This is a genomic window from Pseudomonas orientalis (assembly GCF_001439815.1).
Lineage (GTDB): Bacteria > Pseudomonadota > Gammaproteobacteria > Pseudomonadales > Pseudomonadaceae > Aquipseudomonas > Aquipseudomonas orientalis.
Window position 1 is genome coordinate 333,833 of record NZ_JYLM01000007.1, and the last position, 23,392, is coordinate 357,224.

Here is a 23,392-nt window from a genome sequence, read left to right on the forward strand (position 1 = left end):
ATTCATGTCGACTCAACTTTTTCAGCGCCCGCCAACGGCAGGTTCAGGACAAACGCGGTACCACCGCTGGCCGGATGTTCCACCGCCAGGCTGCCGCCGGTGGCGGCCGCAAGGCTTGCAGACAAAGTAAGGCCCAGGCCCAGGCCTTGCTCGCCGGGTTTGGTGGTAAAGAACGGCTCGAACAGATGCTTGCGGGCCTCGGGGTCGATGCCGTGGCCATTATCGCGCACCCGCAGGCGATATTTGCCCTCGGCGTGCTGGCCTTCCAGCCACAACTGCGGCGCAGGTTGTGCCTGCATCGCGTCGAGGGCGTTACCGATCAGGTTGACCAGGATCTGCTCCAGGCGCGTCTGGTCGATCTGCAGTCGGGCATTGGCGAACTCACGGTGCACAGCCAGGGGCGGGGTGTCCAGGCGCGCGCCGAGCACCTGGAACGCGGCGTCCACGGCCTTGGCCAGGCTCGCCTCGCCCTGGTTGTCACCGCGCCGGGCGAACGAGCGCAGGCTGGCGGTGATGCGGCCCATGCGGTCGATCAGTTCGTTGATGGTCTTGAGGTTGGTGCTGGCGGTGTCCAGGGCCCCGCGCTCGAGGAAGCGCACGGTGTTGCCGGACAGGGTGCGCAGCGCGGCCAGGGGTTGGTTCAATTCATGGGCGATGCTGGTGGACATCTGGCCGATCGCCGCGAGTTTGCCGGCCTGCACCAGTTCGTCCTGGGCGTGGCGCAGGGTTTCTTCGGCCTGGCGCCGTTCGCGGATCTGACCCTTGAGCCGTTCATTGCTGGCGCGCAGGTCGGCGGTGCGGTCGGCGATCCGCCGCTCCAACTGGCTGTTGGCTTCCTGCAAGGCTTCCCGTGCGGCAAGGCGGGTGGCGATGACTTTGCGTCGCTCGTTCCAGGCAATCAGCAAAAACGCGACCAGGCCGAACGCGACGGCGACCAGGATGCCTTGGTTGATCGCGGCGCGTCGCAGGTCATTGAGCGGGGTAAGCAGGGTGAAATTCCACGGTGTGTCATTCAACGGCCGGGTTTGTGCCAGATAGCTGACTTCGTGCTTGTCGCTGGCCACTTCGCTGTTGGCCGGGAAGGTCAGCTTTTCGCTGCCTTCGTTCAAGCGCTCGCGGGCCAGGGGTTCCAGCGCGTTCAGAGTCGCCCAGTAATATTGCAGGCTGTGGGCCAGGCGGTCCCTCGTGTCATCGCTCAGGGGCTGCACCGCCTTGAGGCGGCGGGCCGGGTCACTGGACAGGATGATGATGCCGTTTTCGTCGCTGACAAAGGCTTCGAGGCGCGCGCGTTGCCAGCGTTCTTCAAGTGCTTCCAGACGGACCTTGACCACGGCGACACCGATGATCTTGCCGTGCTCTTCCAAGCCATGGGCCAGGTAGTAGCCGGGCTCGCCGTTGGTACTGCCGATGCCGTAGAAACGACCGGGTTGGCCGCGTACGGCGTTCTGGAAATAGGCGCGAAAGGACAGGTCTTCACCCTGGTAACTGTCGGCGTCGCGCCAGTTACTGGTGGCCAGCACCCGACCGGTGGTGTCCATCACGTAGATGGCCCGGCTGCGGCTGCGGCGGTTCAGGCCCTCGAGGTAATCGTTGACGGTCTTGCGGGTTTCCTGGCTGGGATCGGCCAGGAGCAGGGAAACGCTGGATTCCAGCTCGAGCAGGCTGGGCAGGTAGGTGTATTTGCTCAGTTCGCTTTCGACGGTACGGGCATGCAGCTCCAACTGGCGTCCGCCGTTGTCGCTGAGGGTGCGGATGCCGTAGTACTCACTGACCCAGAAGCCGATATAACCCAGGCCGATCATCAGGGCGATGATCAACGGCGGCAGGAACAGTTGGCGTATCAGACGAGGCTTCACGGCAAGTGATGGCGGCGCTGCGCGATATTGATTGGGGTCGCATTTCATCACAGATGCCTTGGGTCAGCTACTTCTCGCCTGCCAACTGTAGGAGCGAGCTTGCTCGCGAAAAACTCAAAGGTACCGCGTTAATTCTGGATACACGCGTTATCGTTGTCGTCTTTCGCGAGCAAGCTCGCTCCTACAGTGGAGAAGCGAGTTGCTTTTAGTGCTGCAGGATTTTCTCGAGGAAGTGCTGCGCGCGTTCGGAGCGGGCGCTGATGTCGCCGAAGAACTCTTCTTTCGGGCAGTCTTCGATGATCTTGCCGGCGTCCATGAAGATCACACGGTCGGCCACCTTGCGCGCAAAGCCCATTTCGTGGGTCACGCACATCATGGTCATGCCTTCCTGGGCCAGTTGCACCATCACGTCGAGCACTTCGTTGACCATTTCCGGGTCCAGCGCCGAGGTCGGTTCGTCGAACAGCATGACGATCGGGTCCATGGCCAGGGCGCGGGCAATCGCCACACGTTGCTGCTGGCCACCGGAGAGTTGGCCCGGGTGCTTATGGGCGTGCGCCGACAGGCCCACGCGCTCAAGCAGTTGCAGGCCTTTCTGGGTGGCTTCTTCCTTGCTGCGGCCGAGTACCTTGATCTGCGCGATGGTCAGGTTTTCGGTGATGGTCAGGTGCGGGAACAACTCGAAGTGCTGGAACACCATGCCCACGCGCGAGCGCAGTTTCGGCAGGTTGGTCTTCGGGTCGGCAATCGAGGTGCCGTCCACGACTACGTCGCCCTTCTGGAAGGGTTCCAGTGCGTTGACGCACTTGATCAGGGTCGATTTGCCCGAGCCCGACGGCCCGCACACCACGATCACTTCGCCTTTTTTAACCTCGGTGCTGCAGTCGGTCAGCACCTGGAAGTCGCCATACCACTTGTTGATGTTCTTGATAGAGATCATACGGCAAACCTTTTTTGCAGACGCTTGACCAGCAGCGAGGCGGAAAAGCTGATGATGAAGTAGACCACACCGGCGAAGATCAGGAACTCATTGGAGCGGCCGATGATGTCGCCGTTGGAGCGGGCGGAGTTGAGGAAATCCACCAGGCCCACGGTGTAGACCAGCGAAGTGTCCTGGAACAGGATGATGCTCTGCTGCAGCAGCAGCGGGGTCATCTTGCGGAACGCCTGGGGCAGGATGATCAGGCGCATGGTCTGACCGTAGGTCATGCCCATCGCCTGAGCTGCCGCCATCTGTCCCTTGGGGATCGACTGCACGCCGGCCCGCACGATTTCGCAGAAGTACGCGGCTTCGAACATCATGAACGCCACGACGCACGAGGTGAACGCGCCGATCGGCGTGTCTTCGCCGGTGATCCAGCGCAGCACGAAGGGTACCGCCAGGTAGAACCAGGTGATGACCAGCAGCAGCGGGATCGAACGGAAGTAGTTCACATAGGCGCCGGCCACGCGCGACAGCAGCTTGCTGGACGACAGGCGCATCAGCGCGAGGATCGTGCCCAGGATGATGCCGCCTACCACGCCCATGACCATCAGTTGCAGGGTCATGACCATGCCGTTCCACAGGCCCGGGATCGCGGGGATGATACCGCTGAAATCGAAGTCCATTATTTGCCCCCCACGGAGATCAGGCCGGGCACCGCGACTTTTTTCTCGACCACGCGCATCAGCAGCATCAGGCTCATGTTCAGGGTGAAGTAGATCAGCGTGGCCAGGGTGAAGGCTTCAAACAGGTTGGCCGAAAATTCGGCGGTCTGCTTGGTTTGCGCCAGCAGTTCCATCAAGCCGATCAGGGACGCCACGGAGGAGTTCTTGAACACGTTGAGGAATTCGGAGGTAAGTGGCGGAATGATGATGCGGTAGGCCTGGGGCAGCAGCACGTTCCAGTAGATCTGCGGCAGCTTGAAGCCCATGGCGCGGGCTGCGGATTCCTGGCCGCGTGGCAGCGCCTGGATACCGGTGCGCACTTGTTCGCACACACGGGCTGCGGTGAACAGGCCCAGGCAGACGACGACGCTCAGGTAGGCGGAGGTGGTCGGGTTCAGGTCTTGCTTGTACCAGTCCTGCAGGTTCTGTGGCAGCAGATCGGGTACCAGGAAGTACCAGATAAACAGCTGAACCAGCAGCGGCACGTTACGAAACAGTTCCACGTAGCAGGTCGCAATGCCCGATACGAGGCGGTTTGGCACGGTGCGCATGACCCCAAGAATGGAGCCCAGCAGCAAGGCGACAATCCATGCCACGACAGCGATGGCAATGGTCCAGCCCAGGCCGGCGATGTACCAGTCGAGATACGTCTCGCTGCCAACGCCGGTGGACTTGAAGAACACGCCCCAGTCCCAGTTGTAATTCATTAGGGTCTCCCCCGAAATCGATCGATGTACAAGCACCCGCTTGGGGAATGCCATTTCCCACCTGACGTTGAACGCCAGGCACACACGATCGGCTCGAAAACCGCCAGGTCGAGTGTTCCAAGTTAAAGCCAGCAGGTAGTAACAGACGCCCGAGGGAAGGTTGGCTCCCTCAGGCGATAAGCTTAGTCAGGTATCAGATTTTTACTTCTGGCGCTGGTTTGTCGCTTGGGTTGGCGATCAGCTCCTTGACCTTGTCGCTCATCGGGAAGTTCAGGTTCAGGCCTTTCGGTGGGATCGGGCTTTCGAACCACTTGGCGTAGATCTTGTTGATCTCGCCGGACTTGTACAGGCCGACAATGGCGTCATCCACGGCTTTCTTGAAGTCCGGGTCGCCCTTGCGGACCATGCACGCATAGGCTTCAAAGGACTGCGGAGTACCGGTGATGACCCAGTCGTCCGGCTTCTTGGCCTTGGCTTCTTCACCGGCCAGCAGGGCGTCGTCCATCATGAACGCGACGGCGCGGCCGCTTTCGAGCATCTGGAAGGATTCGCCGTGGTCTTTGGCGGAGATGACGTTCATGCCCATCTGCTTGTCGGCGTTCATCGCCTTGATGATGCGCTCGGACGTGGTGCCGGCGGTGGTCACGACGTTCTTGCCTTTCAGATCGGCAAAGTCGGCGTAGGACGGCTTGCCTTCCTTGTCTTTCTTGACCAGCAGGCGAGTGCCGATTTCGAAGATGTTGGTGGTGAAATCAACTTGCTGGGCGCGTTCGGCGTTGTTGGTGGTGGAACCACACTCAAGGTCCGCAGTGCCGTTCTGGATCAGCGGAATGCGCGTTTGCGAGGTCACCAGGTTGTACTTGACCTTCAGGTCGGGCTTGTTCAGGTCTTTTTTCAGGGCTTCGACGACGGCCAGCTGAATGTCATGGGAGTAGCCGACAGGCTTGCCCGAACCATCCGCAATATAGGAAAACGGGATGGAGCTGTCGCGGTGAGCGAGCGTGATAGTGCCGGAGTCGTTGATTTTCTTCAGCGTGCCGGTGAGTTCGGCGGCGAAAACTGGAGTGCTGATCAGAGCAGCAGCGATAGCTGCGCCCAGGATATGGGGAACGATGCGCATCAATACTTCCTCGACATTTGTTTTTTTTATGAAGCCAGCTGAAACGGCTCTCTTGTACAGCGAATGCCTTGACGGCTCCTGAGGCGTCCCAGGCAATCGTCTTGAAGTGTAGAGCATGAGTCGTGCCATACCGCGAATAAAAGCTTAATGTCTTGAATTATATAGAAATTAATTTTATGTGACGGTCACGGTTTGCCGCCAGGGTACGGCAAACCGAATAGCGTCATGTGTTGCGTTCGGAAAACCGAATGTCACGCCCGCTGACTGTAGGAGCGAGCTTGCTCGCGAAAAACGCAAAGCGCCGCGGTTATTCTGGATAAACGCAGCGCTCTCGGGTTTTTCGCGAGCAAGCTCGCTCCTACAGTGTCGGGAGGGTGTCAGGCCGCTTCGGTTTTGCTGCGGTTCTGTTCAACCTTGGACAAGTAGCGTTGCAGGTTTTGCTGCTCCGCAGGCGTGGTGAACAGGCCCAGCTTGGTGCGGCGCCACAGCACGTCCTGAGGCTGCGTCACCCACTCTTCGGCGCACAGGTAATCGACTTCGCGGCTGTAAAGCCCGCCTCCCAGGTGCTCACCCAGGTCAGCCAGGGTATGCACACCTTCCAGCAAGCGCCAGGTGCGGCTGCCGTAGGTGGTCGACCAGCGACGGGCGATCTCGCTCGGCAGCCAGTCGAACTTGCTGCGAATGGCCTCGGCCAGGGCTTCTGGGGTGGTCATGTCTTCGCCGCCCGGCAGGCTGGCCTTGGCGGTCCAGCTTGGGCGCATTTGCGTGAAGTACGGCGCCAGTTGCGCCATGGCCGATTCAGCCAGCTTGCGATACGTGGTCAGCTTGCCGCCGAACACCGACAGGATCGGTGCCTCGCCGGTGCCGCCGGACAGCGACAGGGTGTAGTCGCGGGTAATGGCCGACGGGTTATCCGATTCGTCGTTGCACAACGGCCGCACGCCCGAATAGGTGTGGACGATGTCGTCGCGGCTCACTTGTTTCTTGAAGTGCGCGTTGACCACCTTGAGCATGTAGTCGGTTTCACCTTCGGTGATTGCAACTGCAGCCGGATCGCCGGTGTATTCACGGTCGGTGGTGCCGATGATGGTCAGGTGATTCAGGTACGGAATAGTGAAGACGATGCGTTGGTCTTCGTTCTGCAGGATGTGCGCATGCGCACCTTCATACAGTTTCGGCACGATCAGGTGGCTGCCCTGAATCAGGCGGATGCCGTAAGGCGAATCCAGCTTCAGATCCTCCTTGATGAACTTGGCGACCCACGGGCCTGCGGCGTTTACCAGCGCCCGGGCGCGGATCGAGAACAGGCTGCCATCGGCGCGCTCCATGTTCATTTCCCACAGGCCGTTGCTGCGGTGTGCGCTGATGCAACGGGTCTGGGTGTGGATATGCGCGCCTTTCTCGCGTGCGGCCATGGCGTTGAGCACCACCAGGCGTGCGTCGTCCACCCAGCAGTCGGAGTATTCGAAGCCTTTGGTGATTTCGCTTTTCAGCGGGCTGTCGGCACCGAACTTGAGGCTTTTGGAACCGGCCAGTTTCTCGCGCTTGCCCAAGTGGTCATACAGGAACAGGCCGGCACGAATCATCCAGGCCGGGCGCAGGTGCGGACGGTGCGGCAGCACGAAGCGCATCTGCTTGACGATGTGCGGAGCCTTCTCCAGCAACACTTCCCGCTCGGCCAGGGCCTCGCGGACCAGACGGAACTCGTAATGCTCCAGATAGCGCAAGCCACCGTGGATCAGCTTGCTGCTGGCGGAGGAGGTGTGGCTGGCCAGGTCATCCTTTTCGCAAAGGAATACCGACAGACCGCGACCGGCTGCATCTGCTGCAATGCCGACGCCATTGATCCCGCCGCCGATAACGGCCACGTCATAGACTTCGGCAAGCGGTGGGGCAGGCAAGGTAGAAGGGTTCATCGGCTGGCCTCGCAATCTTTTCGTATTGGAATTCGAACATTAATGTTCATTTGCGAAAATGGTAGCTGATAAATGCGCGCACAGCCACCTGACATCGATTGAAAAAACTCATCGAACGGCCGGGAAAGGAAGAATTGTGAACATGAGCCTGGGGTGGCTGAAGAAAAGGGGGGGGGATAAATCGCCATCGGGGGCAAGCCCCCTCCCACACTCGGATGTGCGACGCTATTGAAATGTGGGAGGGGGCTTGCCCCCGATGGGGACCGGCCAGGCGCTAGACGACTTCCAGACGAACCTTATGCTCATTCAACACCTGCACCAGCGCCGGCACCGGCTGCTGGTCCGTCACCAGGCAGTCCACCAGACTGATCGGTCCCAGGCGAATCATGGCATTGCGCCCGAATTTGCTGGAGTCCGCCGCCAGGATCACTTGCCGCGCATTGGCGATGATCGCCTGGGAGACACGCACTTCCTGATAGTCGAAGTCGAGCAGGCTGCCATCTTCATCGATGCCGCTGATGCCCACGAGTGCGAAATCGACCTTGAACTGGTTGATGAAATCCACACTGGCCTGGCCGACCACGCCGCCGTCACGCCGCACATTGCCGCCGGTCAGCAATACGTCGAAGTCGTCCTTGGCACTGAGCATGGTGGCGACGTTGAGGTTGTTGGTGATGATTTTCAGGTGGTGGTGATTGAGCAGCGCGCGGGCAATGGATTCGGTGGTGGTACCGATATTGATGAACAACGAGGCGTGATCGGGGATCTGCGCCGCGATGGCTTCACCGATACGCTGTTTCTCATCGCGCATCTGATCGGCCCGCATGGCGTACGCGGTGTTTTCGACACTGGAGTCATAGGCCGCGCCGCCGTGGTAGCGGCGCAGCAGATTGGCGTCCGCCAACTGGTTGATATCGCGGCGGATGGTTTGCGGGGTGACAACGAACAGCTGCGCCATTTCCTCGATACTGACATAGCCGCGTTCGCGGACCAGCTCGAGGATTTGTTGTTGGCGGGGAGGCAGATTCATGGGGCGTCCTTTGGGCTGCCATACAAAAGTGGCCCATGATGACGCAGGAATCCGCTCCCTGCCAGTTACAACCTGACGTCGGCTTATTCAGCGCCTTCGTGCGGCTCCCAGTCGCGGGTGCGGCTGACTGCTTTTTGCCAGCCTGCGTAGAGTTTCTCTTTGGAGGCCTCATCCAGCTGTGGTTCGAATTCGCGCTCGATCACCGCCTTGCCGCGCAACTCGTCCAGGCTGCCCCAGAAGCCGCATGCCAGACCGGCCAGGTAGGCCGCGCCCAATGCGGTGGTCTCGCGCATTTGCGGGCGCTCGACCTGGGTGCCGAGGATGTCGGCCTGGAACTGCATCAGGAAATTGTTCGCGACCGCGCCGCCGTCCACGCGCAGGGCTTTGAGGCGTTCGCCCGAGTCCTGTTGCATGGCGTCGAGCACGTCACGGGTCTGGTAGGCAATCGACTCCAGGGCTGCGCGAATAATGTGGTCCACGCGTACGCCACGGGTCAGGCCGAACAGTGCGCCACGGGCATACGGGTCCCAGTACGGCGCGCCCAGGCCGGTGAAGGCGGGCACCAGGTACACGCCGTTGCTGTCCTTGACCTTGCCGGCGAAGTATTCGGTGTCGGTGGCATCGGCGATGATCTTCAGCTCGTCACGCAGCCACTGTACGGTGGAGCCGCCGTTGAATACCGCGCCTTCCAGGGCATAAGCCACTTCGCCACGTGGGCCGCAGGCGATGGTGGTGAGCATGCCGTGCTTGGATTTCACCGCTTTGTCGCCGGTGTTCATCAGCAGGAAGCAACCGGTGCCGTAGGTGTTCTTGGCTTGACCGGCTTCGACGCACATCTGGCCGAACAGTGCAGCCTGTTGGTCACCCGCGATGCCGCCGATGGCGATGCCGCTTTTGGTACGGCCATAGATTTCCGAGGAAGACTTCACCTCCGGCAGCATTTCGCGCGGTACGCCGAGGATCTCCAGCATCTTCGCATCCCACTCCAGCGTGTGGATGTTGAAGAGCATGGTGCGCGAGGCGTTGGTGTAGTCGGTGACGTGGGTCTTGCCGCCGGTAAATTTCCAGATCAGCCAGCTGTCGATGGTGCCGAACAGCAGTTCACCGTTACGCGCACGCTCGCGGCTGCCTTCGACGTTGTCGAGGATCCACTTGAGCTTGGTGCCGGAGAAGTACGGGTCGGTGACCAGGCCGGTGGTGTCATTGATGTATTGCTCGTGGCCGTCGCGTTTGAGCTGCTGGCAGATCTCGGTGCTGCGCCGACATTGCCAGACGATCGCGTTGTAGATCGGGCGGCCGGTGACTTTGTCCCACACTACGGTGGTTTCACGCTGGTTGGTGATGCCGATGGCGGCGACCTGGTCATGGTGCAGGCCGGCCTGCGCCAGCGCTTCGACCATCACCGCGCTCTGGGTCGCGAAAATTTCCATTGGGTCATGCTCGACCCAGCCCGCTTGCGGGTAGTGCTGAGTGAATTCACGCTGGGCGGTGCAGACCACGTTGGCGTCGCGATCGAAGATGATCGCGCGGGAACTGGTGGTGCCCTGATCAAGGGCAATGATGTAGTTCTTATTCTGAAGGTCGGTCATGTCGATTGCCTTAGACGGAAAATAAGGAAGTAAGGAATCAGCCGGGTCCGCAAAGAGGCAGTGCGGGCCAGGCCGGCGGTATCAGGAAATACGCGTCTTGCCGTTGACAGCCGTGTCAGTTGTTTCTTCAGCCATAGCAGGTGCGGCGCTCGGCAGATGACGGGCAATCAGCCCGCGATACGCGGCAGCGCCGAGGCATGCGCCGACAATCGGTGCGAAAATCGGTACCAGGAAGTAAGGAATATCGCGTCCGCCAGTAAAGGCCATTTCACCCCAGCCGGCGAAGAAGGTCATCAGCTTGGGCCCGAAATCCCGCGCCGGGTTCATCGCAAAGCCGGTCAGCGGGCCCATGGCGCTGCCGATCACGGCGATCAACAGGCCGATCAGCAGCGGAGCCAAGGGGCCACGTGGCAGGCCATTGTTATCGTCGGTCAGCGCCATGATCACGCCCATCAGGATCGCCGTGATGACCATTTCCACCAGGAATGCCTGGGCCGTGCTCAGCAGCGCATGGGGATAAGTGGAAAACACCGAGGCCAATTCCAGGCTGGCCTGGGAGCCACGCACCATGTGGTGGGTTTGTTCGTAATCGAAAAAAAGATTGCTGTAGAGCGTGTACACCAGCGCGGCGGAACAGAAGGCTCCGGCGATCTGGGCAAGGATATAGAAGGGCAGTTTGCGCTTTTCGAAATCGGCGAAAATGCACAGGGCGATACTCACCGCCGGATTGAGGTGAGCCCCGGAAATACCGGCACTCAGATAGATCGCCATGCTGACGCCGACGCCCCAGATAATGCTGATCTCCCACAAGCCAAAGCTCGCACCCGCGACCTTAAGTGCAGCGACGCATCCGGTACCAAAGAAGATCAGCAGCGCAGTGCCGAGGAATTCGGCCATGCATTGGCTCGAAAGTGAAGGCTGTTGAAGAGCAGTTGTCATGGAAAACCTCAGTTGTTGTTCTTGTCTGGCGCACTGCCTCAACGGGCGGTTGCGCGATTTTCACCGTGACAAGGATCCCCATCCTGCGCCACGGCTTACTGCTCGAGTACTGGGGAGCTATTCCTACAGTATTCGGAAACGAAAAAATATAGACAAGAATGACCGCTGTCAAAGGTCGAAAGTGAACGATTGGTCATTTCCGAACTATTGGTGTGGTGAATGATCATGGAACGAGCCAGATATCCGTGAGCGCGGAGGACTGAACTAGAGCGTTTTGAGCAGGCTTGGCCTAGAATTGGCCGTCAGTTCGCCCTCTCGGAGCCCACATGACCCCTGCTTTGGATCTGTTGAAAAAAGTTCGCGCCGAACATCGTATCCACAGTTATGAACATGATCCCAAGGCGGCGTCGTATGGCCTGGAGGCCGCGGAAAAATTGGGCCTCGACCCGGCGCAGGTGTTCAAGACATTGCTGGCCAGCACTGAGAAAGGCGAATTGCTGGTGGCAGTGGTGCCGGTCGTCGGAAGTCTGGACCTCAAAGCCCTGGCGAATGCGGCGGGCGTCAAGAAAGTCGAAATGGCTGACCCGGCGGCCGCGCAGCGTTCCACCGGGTATCTATTGGGCGGTATCAGCCCCTTGGGGCAAAAGAAGCGCCTGCGCACGTTCATCGATGTGACCGCGCAGCCGTTTGCGACGATTTTTGTCAGTGCCGGCCGGCGCGGGTTGGAAGTCGAGCTGTCAGCCAGTGTGTTGGCTGAACAGACCCAGGCCAGGTTCGCGCCGATTGGGCGGGCCTGATTTTCAGCCCTACGCAAAACCAAATGTGGGAGGGGCTTGCGCTAATGCCAGTCAGTTAAGCGTACGTGGCCCTTTGTAGGAGCGAGCTTGCTCGCGAAAAACGTCAACGATAACGCGTGCTTCCTGGATGAACGCGGTGCCTGTGAGTTTTTCGCGAGCAAGCTCGCTCCTACAGACGGCATTAGGGCAAGCCCCCTCCCACATGTTCAATCCGGTTTCGTCAGCTGGCTGATTGTGCCTGGAACAGCACCAGATGCTCGGCAGCCACTCGAATGCCCACATCCGCCCCGACCTGCTGATCGACGTGGCTGGGAAAAATCGACTCCAGCTGTGCGCCCGTCGGCAGTTGCAGACGGTATAGCGTTGATGCGCCGAGAAAAGTCTTGCCGACGATCCGCGCTTTCAACGCACTGTCCGGCGCATAGACGATGTCGTCCGGTCGCAGCAATACATCCACCGCGCCACCGATCGGCCAGGTATAGGCACGGTTGCCACGCAGCTCGCCCAGCTCAGTGCTGACGGACTCATGCGAGCTCAATTGGCCGCGAATGAAATAGCCCTGGCCGATAAAGCTGGCCACATAGGGCGTCTGCGGTTCGTGATAGAGGTTGTAGGGCGTATCCCATTGCTCAAGACGACCCTCCTTGAAAACGCCTACATGGTCGCTGACGGCGAAGGCTTCCTCCTGGTCGTGGGTGACCAGGATCGCACTGGTGCCGCGCGCCTTGAGGATGTCGCGCACTTCATGGCTGAGCTTGCGCCGCAGTTCGCCATCCAGGTTGGAAAAGGGTTCGTCCAGCAACAGCAACTGTGGTTCCGGCGCCAGGGCACGTGCGAGCGCGACGCGCTGTTGCTGACCACCGGAAAGCTCGTGGGGGAAGCGTTTGCCCAGGTCTTTGAGGTTGACCAGGTCGAGCAGCTCGGCAACCACACGATCCTTGTGCGGGTGCTTGCGGATACCGAAGGCGATGTTGTCGGCCACACTAAGATGAGGAAATAGCGCGTAGTCCTGGAACACCATGCCGATACGACGTTTCTCCGGTGCCAGTGTGAAACCGGCACTGGAGATCACTTCGCCCGCCAGGCTGATTTCGCCTTCGTGCACCGGCTCAAACCCGGCAATGGCGCGCAGGGTGGTGGTCTTGCCGCAGCCCGAAGAGCCCAGCAGGCAACCGATGTCGCCCGCGTTCAAGTGCAGATTGAGGTTCTGCACCACCCGTTGATCTTGATAGCCGCATGCCAGGTTGCGCAGGTTCAGCAGTAATGGCGGGCTCATGCGTGGTGGTACGACGGCGGGACGAGAAATTCGAGCAGGGCCTTTTGCGCATGCAGGCGGTTTTCGGCCTGGTCCCAGGCGACCGAACGCGGGTCGTCGAGCAGGTCGAGGCTGATTTCCTCGCCACGGTGGGCGGGCAGGCAGTGCATGAACAGCACATCCGGCGCGGCCAGGTCGAGCAGGGCGCGGGTGACCTGGAACGGCGCGAACAGGGCCAGGCGCTTGGCGGTTTCGTCTTCCTGGCCCATGGAGGTCCAGACGTCGGTACTCACCAGATGGGCGCCGATCACCGCATCTTTCGGATCGCGCAGCAACTGCACGCGGCCATCGGCCTTGGCCATGAATTCGGCGCTGGGTTCGTAACCTTCCGGGCAGGCGATGCGCAGGTGGAAGTCGAACTGGATCGCGGCTTCTATATAGCTGTTGCACATATTGTTGCCGTCGCCGATCCAGGCCACGGTCTTGCCCTGGATCGAGCCGCGGTGTTCGAGGAAGGTTTGCATGTCGGCCAGCAACTGGCACGGATGCAGGTCATCGGACAGACCGTTGATCACCGGCACGCGCGAGTTGGCGGCAAATTCGGTCAGGGTGCTGTGGGCGAAGGTACGGATCATCACGGCATCGAGCATCCGCGACATGACGATGGCGCAATCGCTGATCGGCTCGCCACGGCCCAACTGGGTGTCGCGCGGCGACAGGAAGATAGCCTGGCCACCCAGCTGAATCATGCCGGCTTCGAAGGACAGGCGGGTGCGGGTCGAGGACTTCTCGAAAATCATCCCGAGCACGCGGTTTTTCAGAGGCTCAAACAGTACGCCGCGGTTACGCAGGTCTTTAAGCTCAATGCCTCGACGGATCACGCTGACCAGCTCTTCGGGCGTGCAATCCATCAGGGAGAGAAAGTGCCTTGCGCTCATCATTAACTACCTTTTGCAACAGACCGCAGATACTCAAAGCCTTGTTTATTGTGACAACGGGCGAGACCTGCGGCGAAAGCCGCACGGGGCGACGAAATAGGGGAAGGCGCGATATTGACATTAAATGTCGCGTCTTACCAATAGGGCTACGGTTTTTAGAGGTGTTCAAGCAGGGCGCCGGGGCGCTTTTGAAGACGGTTTCCTGACAGCAGCGGCCCATTTGTACACTGGCGTTGAGACCTTTTGCAATGCGCAGCGGCGCCTGCGGACCCGGTTGTATCGGTTTAGGGCGCTTATGGGACGTTTCTGAAACATTTGCTCACGCTTAGCCATGCCCTGGGCTATATCCGCCGATTCACCGCGCGAACGTTGCTGGCGCACCGCGTGGGCGCGGCCCATAGTTGAACAAAGCCCTTATAAAAGAGACTGGCCATGACCAAGACTCTCCATCACCGTGCCTGCCACCTGTGTGAAGCCATCTGCGGCCTGACCCTGGAAACCACTCAAGCCGCAGACGGCGGCCTGACGATTACCTCAATCAAGGGCGACCCGCTGGACACCTTCAGTCGCGGGCACATCTGTCCTAAAGCCGTGGCATTGCAGGATATCCAGAATGACCCGGACCGCCTGCACCAGCCCATGTTGCGCGTCGGCGGTGAATGGCAACCGATCCCGTGGGAAGATGCGTTTGCGCTGGTAGCCGAACGCCTTGGGGGCATTCAGGCCAGGCACGGGCAAAATGCGGTGGCGGTGTACCAAGGCAACCCCAGTGTGCATAACTACGGGCTGATGACCCACAGCAATTACTTTCTCGGCCTGCTGAAAACCCGTAACCGCTACTCTGCCACGTCGGTGGACCAACTGCCCCATCACCTGTCCAGTCACCTGATGTACGGCCATGGCCTGTTGCTGCCCATTCCGGATATCGACCACACCGACTTCATGTTGATCCTGGGCGGTAACCCTCTGGCCTCCAACGGCAGCATCATGACCGTGCCCGATGTGGAGAAACGCCTCAAGGCGATTCAGACCCGTGGCGGCAAAGTGGTGGTGGTTGACCCTCGACGCAGTGAGACGGCGGCGATTGCCGATCAGCATCTGTTCGTGCGCCCCGGCGGCGACGCGGCGTTGTTGTTCGGGCTGCTCAACACGCTGTTTGCGGAGGGCTTGACCCGCGACAGCCATTTGCCGGTCGAGGGGCTCGACAGCGTGCGCCAGGCAATCGTCGGGTTTACCGCCGAGACCATGAGCCGCCAATGCGCGGTGCCTGCCGAGCAGATCCGCCAGTTGGCGCGGGACTTCGCGGCTGCGGACAAGGCCGTGTGTTATGGGCGCATGGGCGTCTCGACCCAGGCGTTCGGCACGTTGTGTCATTGGCTGGTGCAGTTGATCAATCTGGTCACCGGCAATCTGGATCGCGTGGGCGGCGCCTTGTGCACCACGCCGGCGGTGGACCTGGTGGCCTCGACCGGGGGAGGGCATTTCAACCGCTGGCAGAGCCGCGTGTCCGGGCGTCCCGAGTATGGCGGCGAACTGCCGGTATCTGCCTTGGCCGAGGAAATGCTCACCGAAGGTGAAGGACAAATCCGCGCCCTGGTGACGGTGGCCGGCAACCCGGTATTGTCGACGCCCAACGGCCGTCAGTTGGAGCAGGCGCTGGACGGGTTGGAGTTCATGGTCAGTGTCGACCTCTATATCAACGAGACCACGCGCTATGCCGACCTGATCCTGCCGTCCACGTCGGCATTGGAAAATGATCACTACGACACCACCTTCAATATGTTCGCGGTGCGCAACGTTACGCGCTTCAATCGCGCGATCCTGCCCAAGCCCGAGGGTGCGCTGCACGACTGGGAAATCTTCGTCGGCCTGGCCAAGGCGTTTGCGGCACATACCGGCGCGGTGCTCAAGCCGACGATGCCGCCCGCGCAGATGATCGACTTTGGATTGCGCGCCGGGACTTACGGCGACGCATCGGCGCACAAGCTGTCAGTGGCGATGCTGGCCGATCATCCCCATGGTGTGGACCTGGGGCCGCTCAAGCCGAACCTGGCCGAGCGGCTCAAAACCGTCGACGGCAAGGTGCAGGCGGCGCCGGCGGTAATCCTGGCTGACCTGGCGCGTTTTGCCGCGCAACCGCTGCCTGTGGCTGACGAACTGCTACTGATTGGCCGTCGCCACGTGCGCAGTAATAATTCCTGGATGCATAACTATCACCGACTGGTGAAGGGCAAGCCGCGCCACCACCTGCTGATGCACCCCGACGACCTGGCCAGTCGGCAGTTGAGCGACGGTCAACGGGTGCGTGTCAGTTCGCGTATCGGGATGGTCGAAATCGAGGTAGTGGCCAGCATGGACATGATGCCAGGCGTGGTCAGCCTGCCCCACGGCTGGGGGCACGGGCGCCCGGGTGTGCAGATGAGCATCGCCAGCGGCCAGCCCGGGGCGAGTGCCAATGACTTGACCGACGAACGGCAATTGGACGAGTTGTCAGGCAATGCGGCGCTCAACGGCGTACCCGTGAACGTATCGGCAGCTTGAGGCTGGCTGTCGGCGCGCCCGAGCATGCTGCAGGTTTTTTGCGTTACAATGCGCCACCGTGCCGACCCGTGAGTCGCAAAGTTCCTGCAGAGGTGTTCCATGGATATCATCGAAACGATCAAAGAGCAGATTGCCAACAACACCATTCTGCTTTACATGAAAGGCGCGCCAAACGCGCCTCAGTGCGGTTTCTCCGCGAAGGCTTCCCAGGCTGTGATGCAGTGTGGCGAGAAGTTCGCTTACGTGGATATCCTGCAAAACCCTGAAATCCGCGCAAACCTGCCAAAGTACGCCAACTGGCCGACGTTCCCGCAGCTGTGGGTAGCCGGTGAGCTGGTTGGCGGTAGCGACATCATCACTGAAATGGCAGCTGATGGCTCGTTGCAAGCGCTGGTCAAAGACGCAGCGGCAAAAGCGGCAGCCAAGACCGAAGCGTGATGCTTCTGTAAAAGGCGCCGCAATAAAAAGCCCCGCTTCTCATAAGAGAGCGGGGCTTTTTTTGGCTTCTCTGTAGGAGCGAGCTTGCTCGCGAAAAACGCCCAGGCAACGCGTTCATTCTGGATAAACGCGGTGGCGCTGAGTTCTTCGCGAGCAAGCTCGCTCCTACAGTAAAAATAAGAGCCGCAGGGGTTATTCGCCCATCTGCGATTGCAGGTAATTCTCCAGGCTGACCTTGTCGATCAGGCCCAGTTGGGTTTCCAGCCAGTCGATGTGTTCTTCCTGGTCTTCCAGGATGTCTTCCAGCAATTCGCGGCTGCCATAGTCGCCAGTGGCTTCGCAGTGTGCGATGGCGGCCTTCAGGTCGCTGTGGCTCTTGCGTTCAAAGCCCAGGTCGCTGCTGAGCATTTCCTGGGTGTGCTCGCCGATATTCAGCTTGCCCAGATCCTGCACATTCGGCAGGCCTTCCAGGAACAGGATGCGTTTGATCAGCGCATCGGCGTCCTTCATGGCCTTGATGGATTCTTTGTATTCGCGCTTGCCCAGCTTTTCCAGGCCCCAATCGTCGTACATGCGTGCATGCAGAAAGTACTGATTGATCGCGACCAGTTCATTGGCAAGGATTTTGTTGAGTTGCTGGATGACTGAGATGTCGCCTTTCATGACTGGGGTCCTGCCCTGTAATAGCTGTGTATGGGCGGAGTTTGAGCGGCGACAATCCTGGTGTCAAACCTAAGTTATTGAATAATAAATGAAAATTAATCGGAATAAGAATGTTTGTGTTCCGCGTCTTGGCGCTAACTAATTGAATTGCAGACATAAAAAAACCGGACACAGGGTCCGGTTGTTTAAAACACGCCTATTCAAGCGTGTGTAAATTCTGCTGAATACGGCGTCGCAGCCTGGGCTGTCTGCAACTGCGTAAGGGTTTCCCGTACCACTTGCTTGGCGAGGCATGCGCATTTACCGCACTGGCTGGCAACGCCGGTGGTTTCACGCACTTCCTTGTAGCTGCAGCAACCTTCATAGATTGCTTCGCGGATTTGTCCGTCGGTGACGCCAGTACAGAGGCACACATACATAAGGGAGACCGTCGCGGGTTCAGGGCTTAAGTGCGATGGATCTTAATGTTAACGAGAATGATTGTCAAAGTAGTTTCATCGACTATCCCTTGGGCGTTGCCTGCGCGCTGACGAACGGTTTTTTCGGTGTATGATGGTCGGTCTTTACGAAGCGTGACTGCGTCACAGGGCTGTCGCTTATAAACGGCAGACTCAGGGCCGGTCCTTTTACTTCAATCGTCACCCCTACATCAGGAGATACCCAATGAGCGTACTCGTCGGCAAACAAGCCCCGGATTTCGACGTACCTGCCGTCCTCGGCAATGGCGAAATCGTAGACAGCTTCAAACTGTCCGAAGCCATCAAAGGCAAATACGGCCTGGTGTTCTTCTACCCGCTGGACTTTACCTTCGTCTGCCCATCCGAGCTGATCGCTCTGGATCACCGCATGGACGATTTCAAGGCGCGCAACGTTGAAGTGGTGGCCGTTTCCATCGACTCCCATTTCACCCATAACGCCTGGCGCAACACCGCCATCAATGATGGCGGCATCGGCAAAGTCAAATACACCATGGCGGCCGACATGAAGCACGACATCGCCAAGGCTTACGACGTCGAGTCCGAAGGCGGCGTGGCTTTCCGTGGCGCGTTCCTGATCGACGACAAGGGCGTGGTTCGCTCGCAGATCATCAACGACCTGCCACTGGGCCGTAACATGGAAGAGCTGATCCGTCTGGTCGACGCCCTGCAATTCCACGAAGAGCACGGCGAAGTCTGCCCTGCCAACTGGAAGAAAGGCGACAAGGGCATGACCGCTTCCACCGAAGGTGTTGCGGCTTACCTGACCGAGAACGCCGGCAAGCTGTAAGCCGGATTCAAGGTAGAAAAAAACCGGCCTGTGAGGGCCGGTTTTTTTATGGGCGGGGCGGTGCGACGATTCGACTTGCGCGTGATTGCGCAGTATCAGCCCATAAATACGTCACTGACACGCCGCAAGCCCTAATGCCTTGTAGGAGCGAGCTTGCTCGCGAGAAACTCACAGGCACCGCGTTCATTCAGCAAGCACGCGTTATCGTTGACGTTTTTCGCGAGCAAGCTCGCTCCCCTACAGACCTGGCGGGACGAGTCTCAGTCGCTGAAGTCTTCCCAGCCGCCCATCTGTTTCCAACGATTGACGATGCCGCAGAACAGTTCGGCGGTCTTTTCGGTGTCGTAGCGGGCCGAATGCGCCTCGCGGCCGTCGAAGTCGATACCGGCTGCGCCGCAGGCTTTTGCCAGCACTGTCTGACCATAGGCCAGGCCCGCGAGCGTGGCGGTGTCGAAACTGGAGAACGGATGAAACGGGTTGCGCTTCATGTCCAGCCGCGCCACGGCGGCGTTCAGGAAGCCCAGGTCGAAACTGCTGTTGTGCCCCACCAGGATTGCGCGCTTGCAGCCGTTGGCCTTCAGCGCCTTGCGCACGCCACGGAAGATATCGGTCAGCGCCGCTTCTTCACTCACCGCCATGCGCAGCGGGTGATCGAGCTTGATCCCGGTGAACTCCAGGGCGGCCGCTTCGATGTTGGCCCCTTCAAACGGCTCGACGCGGAAGAAGTGGGTATGGTCCGGGTACACGAAGCCCTGCTCGTCCATGCCGATGGTGGTCGCGGCAATTTCCAGCAAGGCGTCGGTGGCGCAATTGAAACCGCCGGTTTCTACGTCGATAACGACAGGCAGGTAGCCGCGGAAACGCTCGGCCATCGGATGGCGCGAACCGCCGCCACCGCCGTGTTCCTGGTCGTCCTCGTAATGGTCTTCACTCACTTGCTTTCCTCCAGCAGGCGCCAGCGCAGTGTTTCACCGGCGCGCAGCGGGATAACGGTCAACTCGCCAAAGGGCAGGCTGGCGGGGGCGGTCCAGTCTTCACGAACCAGGGTGATGCGATCGGTATTGGCCGGCAGGCCATAGAAGCGCGGGCCGTTGAGGCTGGCGAAACCCTCGAGCTTGTCCAGGGCGTTGCGTTGTTCGAACGCTTCAGCGTACAGCTCGATGGCGGCAAACGCGGTGTAGCACCCCGCGCAACCGCAGGCGGCTTCCTTGGCGTGCTGGGCGTGGGGTGCGGAATCGGTGCCGAGGAAAAACTTCGGATTGCCGCTGGTGGCGGCGTCAAGCAAGGCCACCTGGTGGGTGTTGCGCTTGAGGATCGGCAGGCAATAGAAGTGCGGCCGAATCCCGCCCACCAGCATGTGGTTACGGTTGTACAGCAGGTGGTGTGCGGTGATGGTCGCGCCGACGTTGGCCGAAGCCTCGGTGACGAACTGCACGGCGTCTGCGGTGGTGATGTGTTCGAACACCACTTTGAGGGTCGGGAACAGCTCGACCAGGCGGCGCATATGCTCGTCGATGAAGATCTTTTCGCGGTCGAACACGTCGACATCGCCACGGGTGACTTCACCGTGGATCAACAGCGGCATGCCGACGTCGGCCATGGCTTCGATGGCCGGCATGATCTTGTCGATGCTGGTCACGCCGGAATCGGAGTTGGTGGTCGCGCCGGCCGGGTACAGCTTGGCGGCGTGCACGAAACCGCTGGCCTTGGCCTCGCGAATCTCCGAAGGCTGGGTGCGGTCGGTGAGGTAGAGCACCATCAGCGGTTCGAAACGGCTGCCGGCCGGTCGTGCAGCGAGGATCCGCTGGCGATAGGCGTCGGCTTGCTCGGCGTTACGCACCGGAGGTACCAGGTTAGGCATGATGATGGCGCGGCCAAAGGTGCGCGCGACATCGGCCACGGTGTGGGGTAACGCAGCACCATCGCGAAGATGTATATGCCAGTCGTCGGGACGCAGCAGGGTCAGGCGGTCGGACATTGGGGATTCCAGGCGGGTCAATCTGGTGGGAATGCTACCGGAAAAGACTCGTGCAGGCACTCGCTATCAAGTTTTGCAGGATGCAACCGATAGCACTGGGTATGCCTTAACGATGTATGACGCTTTGAAGTGTTGTAGAAACCAGTGGAGCCTCCCGTGCGCCAGCATTATCTAGCCCTGCTCAGTGTGTTCGCCAGCCTGCCCGCAATGGCCCTCACGTTCCAGACGCGTCTGGAGAATATTGAGTGGAAAGTGGAGGGCGATCAGTTCGAGTGCCGCCTGACCCAGCCGATCACCGATTTCGGTTCGGGTGAGTTCGTGCGTCGGGCGGGCGAGCAGGCGACATTTCGCCTCAAAGCCTCCAACGGTTCGCTCGGTGCCGGCTCCGCCACGTTGCTGGCCGCCGCTGCGCCCTGGCAACCGGGCCGCGGCGACATCAACCTCGGTGCGGTACGCGTCGGCAGTGGTGATGTGCTGTTTAACAGCTCCCAGGCCCAGGCGGGGCGCTTGTTCACCGGCCTGCTCGAAGGCCGCAGCCCGACCGTGCGGCATTACGAGCGCGCGGGTGGTTATTCGGAAATTCGTCTGCTGCCGGTGAAGTTCAACAAAGCCTACAACGACTATCAGTTGTGTACAGCCAAGCTGTTGCCGATGAATTACGATCAGGTCAAGCAGACGGAAGTCGGCTTTCCCGGTGGTGGCATCGAACTGGATGCGGCGGCCAGGAAGAAACTGTCGGTGATCGTCGCGTTCATGAAAGCCGACCCCACGGTCAACCATATCGAGTTGAACGGCCATTCGGATAACAGCGGCAACCGCCTGACCAACCGGGATGTCTCACGGCGCCGTGCCTTGGCGGTAGTGGACTACTTCAAGGCCAACGGCATCCCGGAATCCCAGATCACCATGCGTTTCCACGGTGAAAGCTACCCCTTGGCGCCCAACACCAATGCCGCCAACCGGGCGCGCAACCGTCGGGTCAACGTGCAGCTCGAGCGCGCGGCTGCGCCCGAGAAGCCGGCGCCCCAGGCCGTCGCTCCCAGCAACCCTGCAGCGACCTCCTAAGGTGCGATCATCGGTCGCCCGTTCGACATAATCTGTCGCTTTATCTTCATTTGCTGTCGCGCCCCTGTAATTTCGCGGTTTTGATCGGTAGAATCGTCGCCTTTCCGTACAACCCCGTGGAGTGATGGCATGGCCGACGTAAACAAGGTCGTTCTCGCGTATTCCGGCGGCCTGGACACTTCGGTGATCCTCAAGTGGCTGCAGGATACTTATAACTGTGAAGTGGTGACCTTCACCGCTGACCTGGGTCAGGGCGAAGAGGTCGAACCTGCACGTGCCAAGGCGCAAGCCATGGGCGTGAAAGAGATCTACATTGACGACCTGCGCGAAGAATTCGTCCGCGATTTCGTTTTCCCGATGTTTCGCGCCAACACCGTCTACGAAGGCGAGTACCTGCTGGGTACCTCCATCGCACGTCCGCTGATCGCCAAGCGCCTGATCGAAATCGCCAACGAAACCGGCGCTGACGCCATTTCCCATGGCGCCACCGGCAAGGGTAACGATCAGGTGCGTTTCGAACTGGGCGCCTACGCGCTCAAGCCCGGCGTGAAAGTGATTGCGCCCTGGCGTGAGTGGGACCTGCTGTCCCGTGAAAAGCTGATGGACTACGCTGAAAAGCATGCCATCCCGATCGAGCGTCACGGCAAGAAGAAATCCCCGTACTCGATGGATGCCAACCTGCTGCACATCTCCTACGAAGGCGGCGTGTTGGAAGACACCTGGACCGAGCACGAAGAAGACATGTGGAAATGGACCGTCTCCCCGGAGAACGCGCCAGACAAGCCACAGTACCTGGAACTGACCTACCGCAACGGCGACATCGTCGCGCTCGATGGTGTCGAGATGACACCCGCCACTGTGCTGGCGACCCTGAACCGTATTGGTGGTGAACACGGCATCGGTCGTCTCGACATCGTCGAGAACCGTTACGTGGGCATGAAGTCCCGCGGCTGCTACGAAACACCGGGCGGCACCATCATGTTGCGCGCTCACCGCGCCATCGAGTCCATTACCCTGGACCGTGAAGTGGCTCACCTCAAGGATGAGCTGATGCCCAAGTACGCCAGCCTGATCTATACCGGCTACTGGTGGAGCCCTGAGCGTCTGATGCTGCAGCAGATGATCGACGCCTCCCAGGCCCATGTGAACGGTGTGGTGCGCCTGAAGCTGTACAAGGGCAATGTGATCGTGACCGGTCGCAAATCCGATGAGTCTTTGTTTGATGCCAACATCGCAACCTTCGAGGAAGATGGCGGTGCCTACAACCAGGCGGATGCAGCGGGCTTCATCAAGTTGAACGCCTTGCGCATGCGCATCGCGGCCAACAAAGGACGCAAGTTGTTCTGAGTGTTTTGCTTGTTTTGAAAAAGCCCCTTTTGCAAGGGGCTTTTTTTTGCCCTGAAGATACCTATAAAAGCATTAATCAGGGTGGGCGACGTTTAAAAATGTTTGGAGTGTGTTTAAGAATTTTCTCAAGTTTTTTCGAATTTTTTTCAATTCATAAAAACTACTTTCCTGAAGAAAGGTTTTTTACATCTAGATAGGAACTATGTCTTACAGAAAATTCACTCATGTAGGCGCAAAGGAAATGTGATTTGTGGAATTTTCTGTAGGAAAATTGGGTGTATATAAATATGTTAAATGGAA

General features: G+C 59.6%; 21 protein-coding genes. 6 read left to right on the forward strand and 15 right to left on the reverse strand.

Translation table 11 applies throughout. The features are described from left to right. Positions 1-2: 2 nt before the first annotated feature. The 9 genes from aauS to TU82_RS18890 form a co-directional block, all read right to left on the reverse strand. Positions 3-1,904, reverse strand: a complete 1,902-nt coding sequence (gene aauS, locus TU82_RS18850) for a two-component sensor histidine kinase AauS (RefSeq protein WP_057724777.1) — start codon at positions 1,902-1,904, stop codon at positions 3-5. 157 nt (positions 1,905-2,061) lie between these two features. After that, positions 2,062-2,796, reverse strand: coding sequence for an amino acid ABC transporter ATP-binding protein (locus tag TU82_RS18855; RefSeq protein WP_003231449.1), 735 nt, complete (start codon positions 2,794-2,796; stop codon positions 2,062-2,064). Further along, a complete protein-coding gene (locus TU82_RS18860) occupies positions 2,793-3,464 on the reverse strand; it encodes an amino acid ABC transporter permease (RefSeq protein ID WP_046071144.1) in 672 nt (223 codons plus the stop codon). Before TU82_RS18860 ends, TU82_RS18855 begins: the two co-directional genes overlap by 4 nt. Beyond that, positions 3,464-4,210 carry an amino acid ABC transporter permease gene (locus TU82_RS18865; RefSeq protein WP_057724778.1) on the reverse strand — a complete coding sequence of 249 codons (747 nt, stop codon included), beginning with the start codon at positions 4,208-4,210 and terminating at the stop codon, positions 3,464-3,466. Before TU82_RS18865 ends, TU82_RS18860 begins: the two co-directional genes overlap by 1 nt. Before the next feature lie 193 nt (positions 4,211-4,403). Further along, positions 4,404-5,330, reverse strand: coding sequence for a glutamate/aspartate ABC transporter substrate-binding protein (locus tag TU82_RS18870; RefSeq protein WP_057724779.1), 927 nt, complete (start codon positions 5,328-5,330; stop codon positions 4,404-4,406). 377 nt (positions 5,331-5,707) lie between these two features. Continuing rightward, positions 5,708-7,246 (reverse strand): glycerol-3-phosphate dehydrogenase, encoded by a 1,539-nt coding sequence (gene glpD, locus TU82_RS18875; RefSeq protein WP_057724780.1) that lies wholly within the window; start codon positions 7,244-7,246, stop codon positions 5,708-5,710. Between the two features lie 274 nt (positions 7,247-7,520). Further along, a complete protein-coding gene (locus TU82_RS18880; RefSeq protein ID WP_057724781.1) occupies positions 7,521-8,276 on the reverse strand; it encodes a DeoR/GlpR family transcriptional regulator in 756 nt (251 codons plus the stop codon). 83 nt (positions 8,277-8,359) lie between these two features. Then, positions 8,360-9,865, reverse strand: a complete 1,506-nt coding sequence (gene glpK / locus TU82_RS18885) for a glycerol kinase GlpK (protein ID WP_057724782.1) — start codon at positions 9,863-9,865, stop codon at positions 8,360-8,362. Between the two features lie 81 nt (positions 9,866-9,946). Next, positions 9,947-10,804, reverse strand: a complete 858-nt coding sequence (locus TU82_RS18890) for an MIP/aquaporin family protein (RefSeq protein WP_057724783.1) — start codon at positions 10,802-10,804, stop codon at positions 9,947-9,949. A gap of 326 nt (positions 10,805-11,130) precedes the next feature. On the opposite strand from TU82_RS18890, the gene ybaK reads away from it, so the two are divergent. Continuing rightward, complete coding sequence (gene ybaK / locus TU82_RS18895; protein WP_057724784.1) at positions 11,131-11,601, forward strand: Cys-tRNA(Pro) deacylase; 471 nt, start codon at positions 11,131-11,133, stop codon at positions 11,599-11,601. 220 nt (positions 11,602-11,821) lie between these two features. Here ybaK and TU82_RS18900 read toward each other — a convergent pair whose 3' ends face one another. Then, on the reverse strand, positions 11,822-12,877 hold the full coding sequence (locus TU82_RS18900) for an ABC transporter ATP-binding protein (RefSeq protein ID WP_057724785.1): 1,056 nt from the start codon (positions 12,875-12,877) through the stop codon (positions 11,822-11,824). Beyond that, the gene (argF, locus tag TU82_RS18905; RefSeq protein ID WP_057724786.1) at positions 12,874-13,794 is read right to left on the reverse strand and encodes an ornithine carbamoyltransferase; all 921 of its coding nucleotides are present in this window, start codon (positions 13,792-13,794) and stop codon (positions 12,874-12,876) included. Before argF ends, TU82_RS18900 begins: the two co-directional genes overlap by 4 nt. 432 nt (positions 13,795-14,226) lie before the next feature. Between argF and TU82_RS18910 the strand changes: the two genes are divergently transcribed. Then, complete coding sequence (locus TU82_RS18910) at positions 14,227-16,335, forward strand: molybdopterin oxidoreductase family protein (protein WP_057724787.1); 2,109 nt, start codon at positions 14,227-14,229, stop codon at positions 16,333-16,335. A 99-nt stretch (positions 16,336-16,434) separates the two neighbouring features. Next, positions 16,435-16,773 (forward strand): Grx4 family monothiol glutaredoxin, encoded by a 339-nt coding sequence (gene grxD, locus TU82_RS18915; RefSeq protein ID WP_057724788.1) that lies wholly within the window; start codon positions 16,435-16,437, stop codon positions 16,771-16,773. A 192-nt stretch (positions 16,774-16,965) separates the two neighbouring features. Here grxD and bfr read toward each other — a convergent pair whose 3' ends face one another. Continuing rightward, positions 16,966-17,436: a bacterioferritin gene (gene bfr / locus TU82_RS18920; RefSeq protein WP_057724789.1), complete on the reverse strand. Its 471-nt coding sequence runs from the start codon at positions 17,434-17,436 to the stop codon at positions 16,966-16,968. A 200-nt stretch (positions 17,437-17,636) separates the two neighbouring features. Further along, positions 17,637-17,855, reverse strand: a complete 219-nt coding sequence (locus TU82_RS28030) for a bacterioferritin-associated ferredoxin (protein ID WP_082632038.1) — start codon at positions 17,853-17,855, stop codon at positions 17,637-17,639. A 244-nt stretch (positions 17,856-18,099) separates the two neighbouring features. Between TU82_RS28030 and TU82_RS18925 the strand changes: the two genes are divergently transcribed. Continuing rightward, entirely contained in the window at positions 18,100-18,702 is a 603-nt protein-coding gene (locus tag TU82_RS18925; protein ID WP_057724790.1) for a peroxiredoxin, read from the forward strand. Between the two features lie 260 nt (positions 18,703-18,962). Here the strand turns inward: TU82_RS18925 and rnt are convergent, their stop codons facing one another. Both rnt and pyrC read right to left on the reverse strand, forming a co-directional pair. Further along, on the reverse strand, positions 18,963-19,637 hold the full coding sequence (gene rnt, locus TU82_RS18930; RefSeq protein WP_057724791.1) for a ribonuclease T: 675 nt from the start codon (positions 19,635-19,637) through the stop codon (positions 18,963-18,965). Continuing rightward, positions 19,634-20,680, reverse strand: coding sequence for a dihydroorotase (gene pyrC / locus TU82_RS18935; protein ID WP_057724792.1), 1,047 nt, complete (start codon positions 20,678-20,680; stop codon positions 19,634-19,636). The genes rnt and pyrC overlap by 4 nt, the downstream gene beginning before the upstream one ends. 156 nt (positions 20,681-20,836) lie before the next feature. On the opposite strand from pyrC, the gene TU82_RS18940 reads away from it, so the two are divergent. Both TU82_RS18940 and TU82_RS18945 read left to right on the forward strand, forming a co-directional pair. Continuing rightward, positions 20,837-21,745, forward strand: a complete 909-nt coding sequence (locus TU82_RS18940; RefSeq protein ID WP_057724793.1) for a flagellar protein MotY — start codon at positions 20,837-20,839, stop codon at positions 21,743-21,745. Between the two features lie 129 nt (positions 21,746-21,874). Further along, a complete protein-coding gene (locus tag TU82_RS18945) occupies positions 21,875-23,092 on the forward strand; it encodes an argininosuccinate synthase (protein WP_017738284.1) in 1,218 nt (405 codons plus the stop codon). Positions 23,093-23,392: the final 300 nt, after the last annotated feature.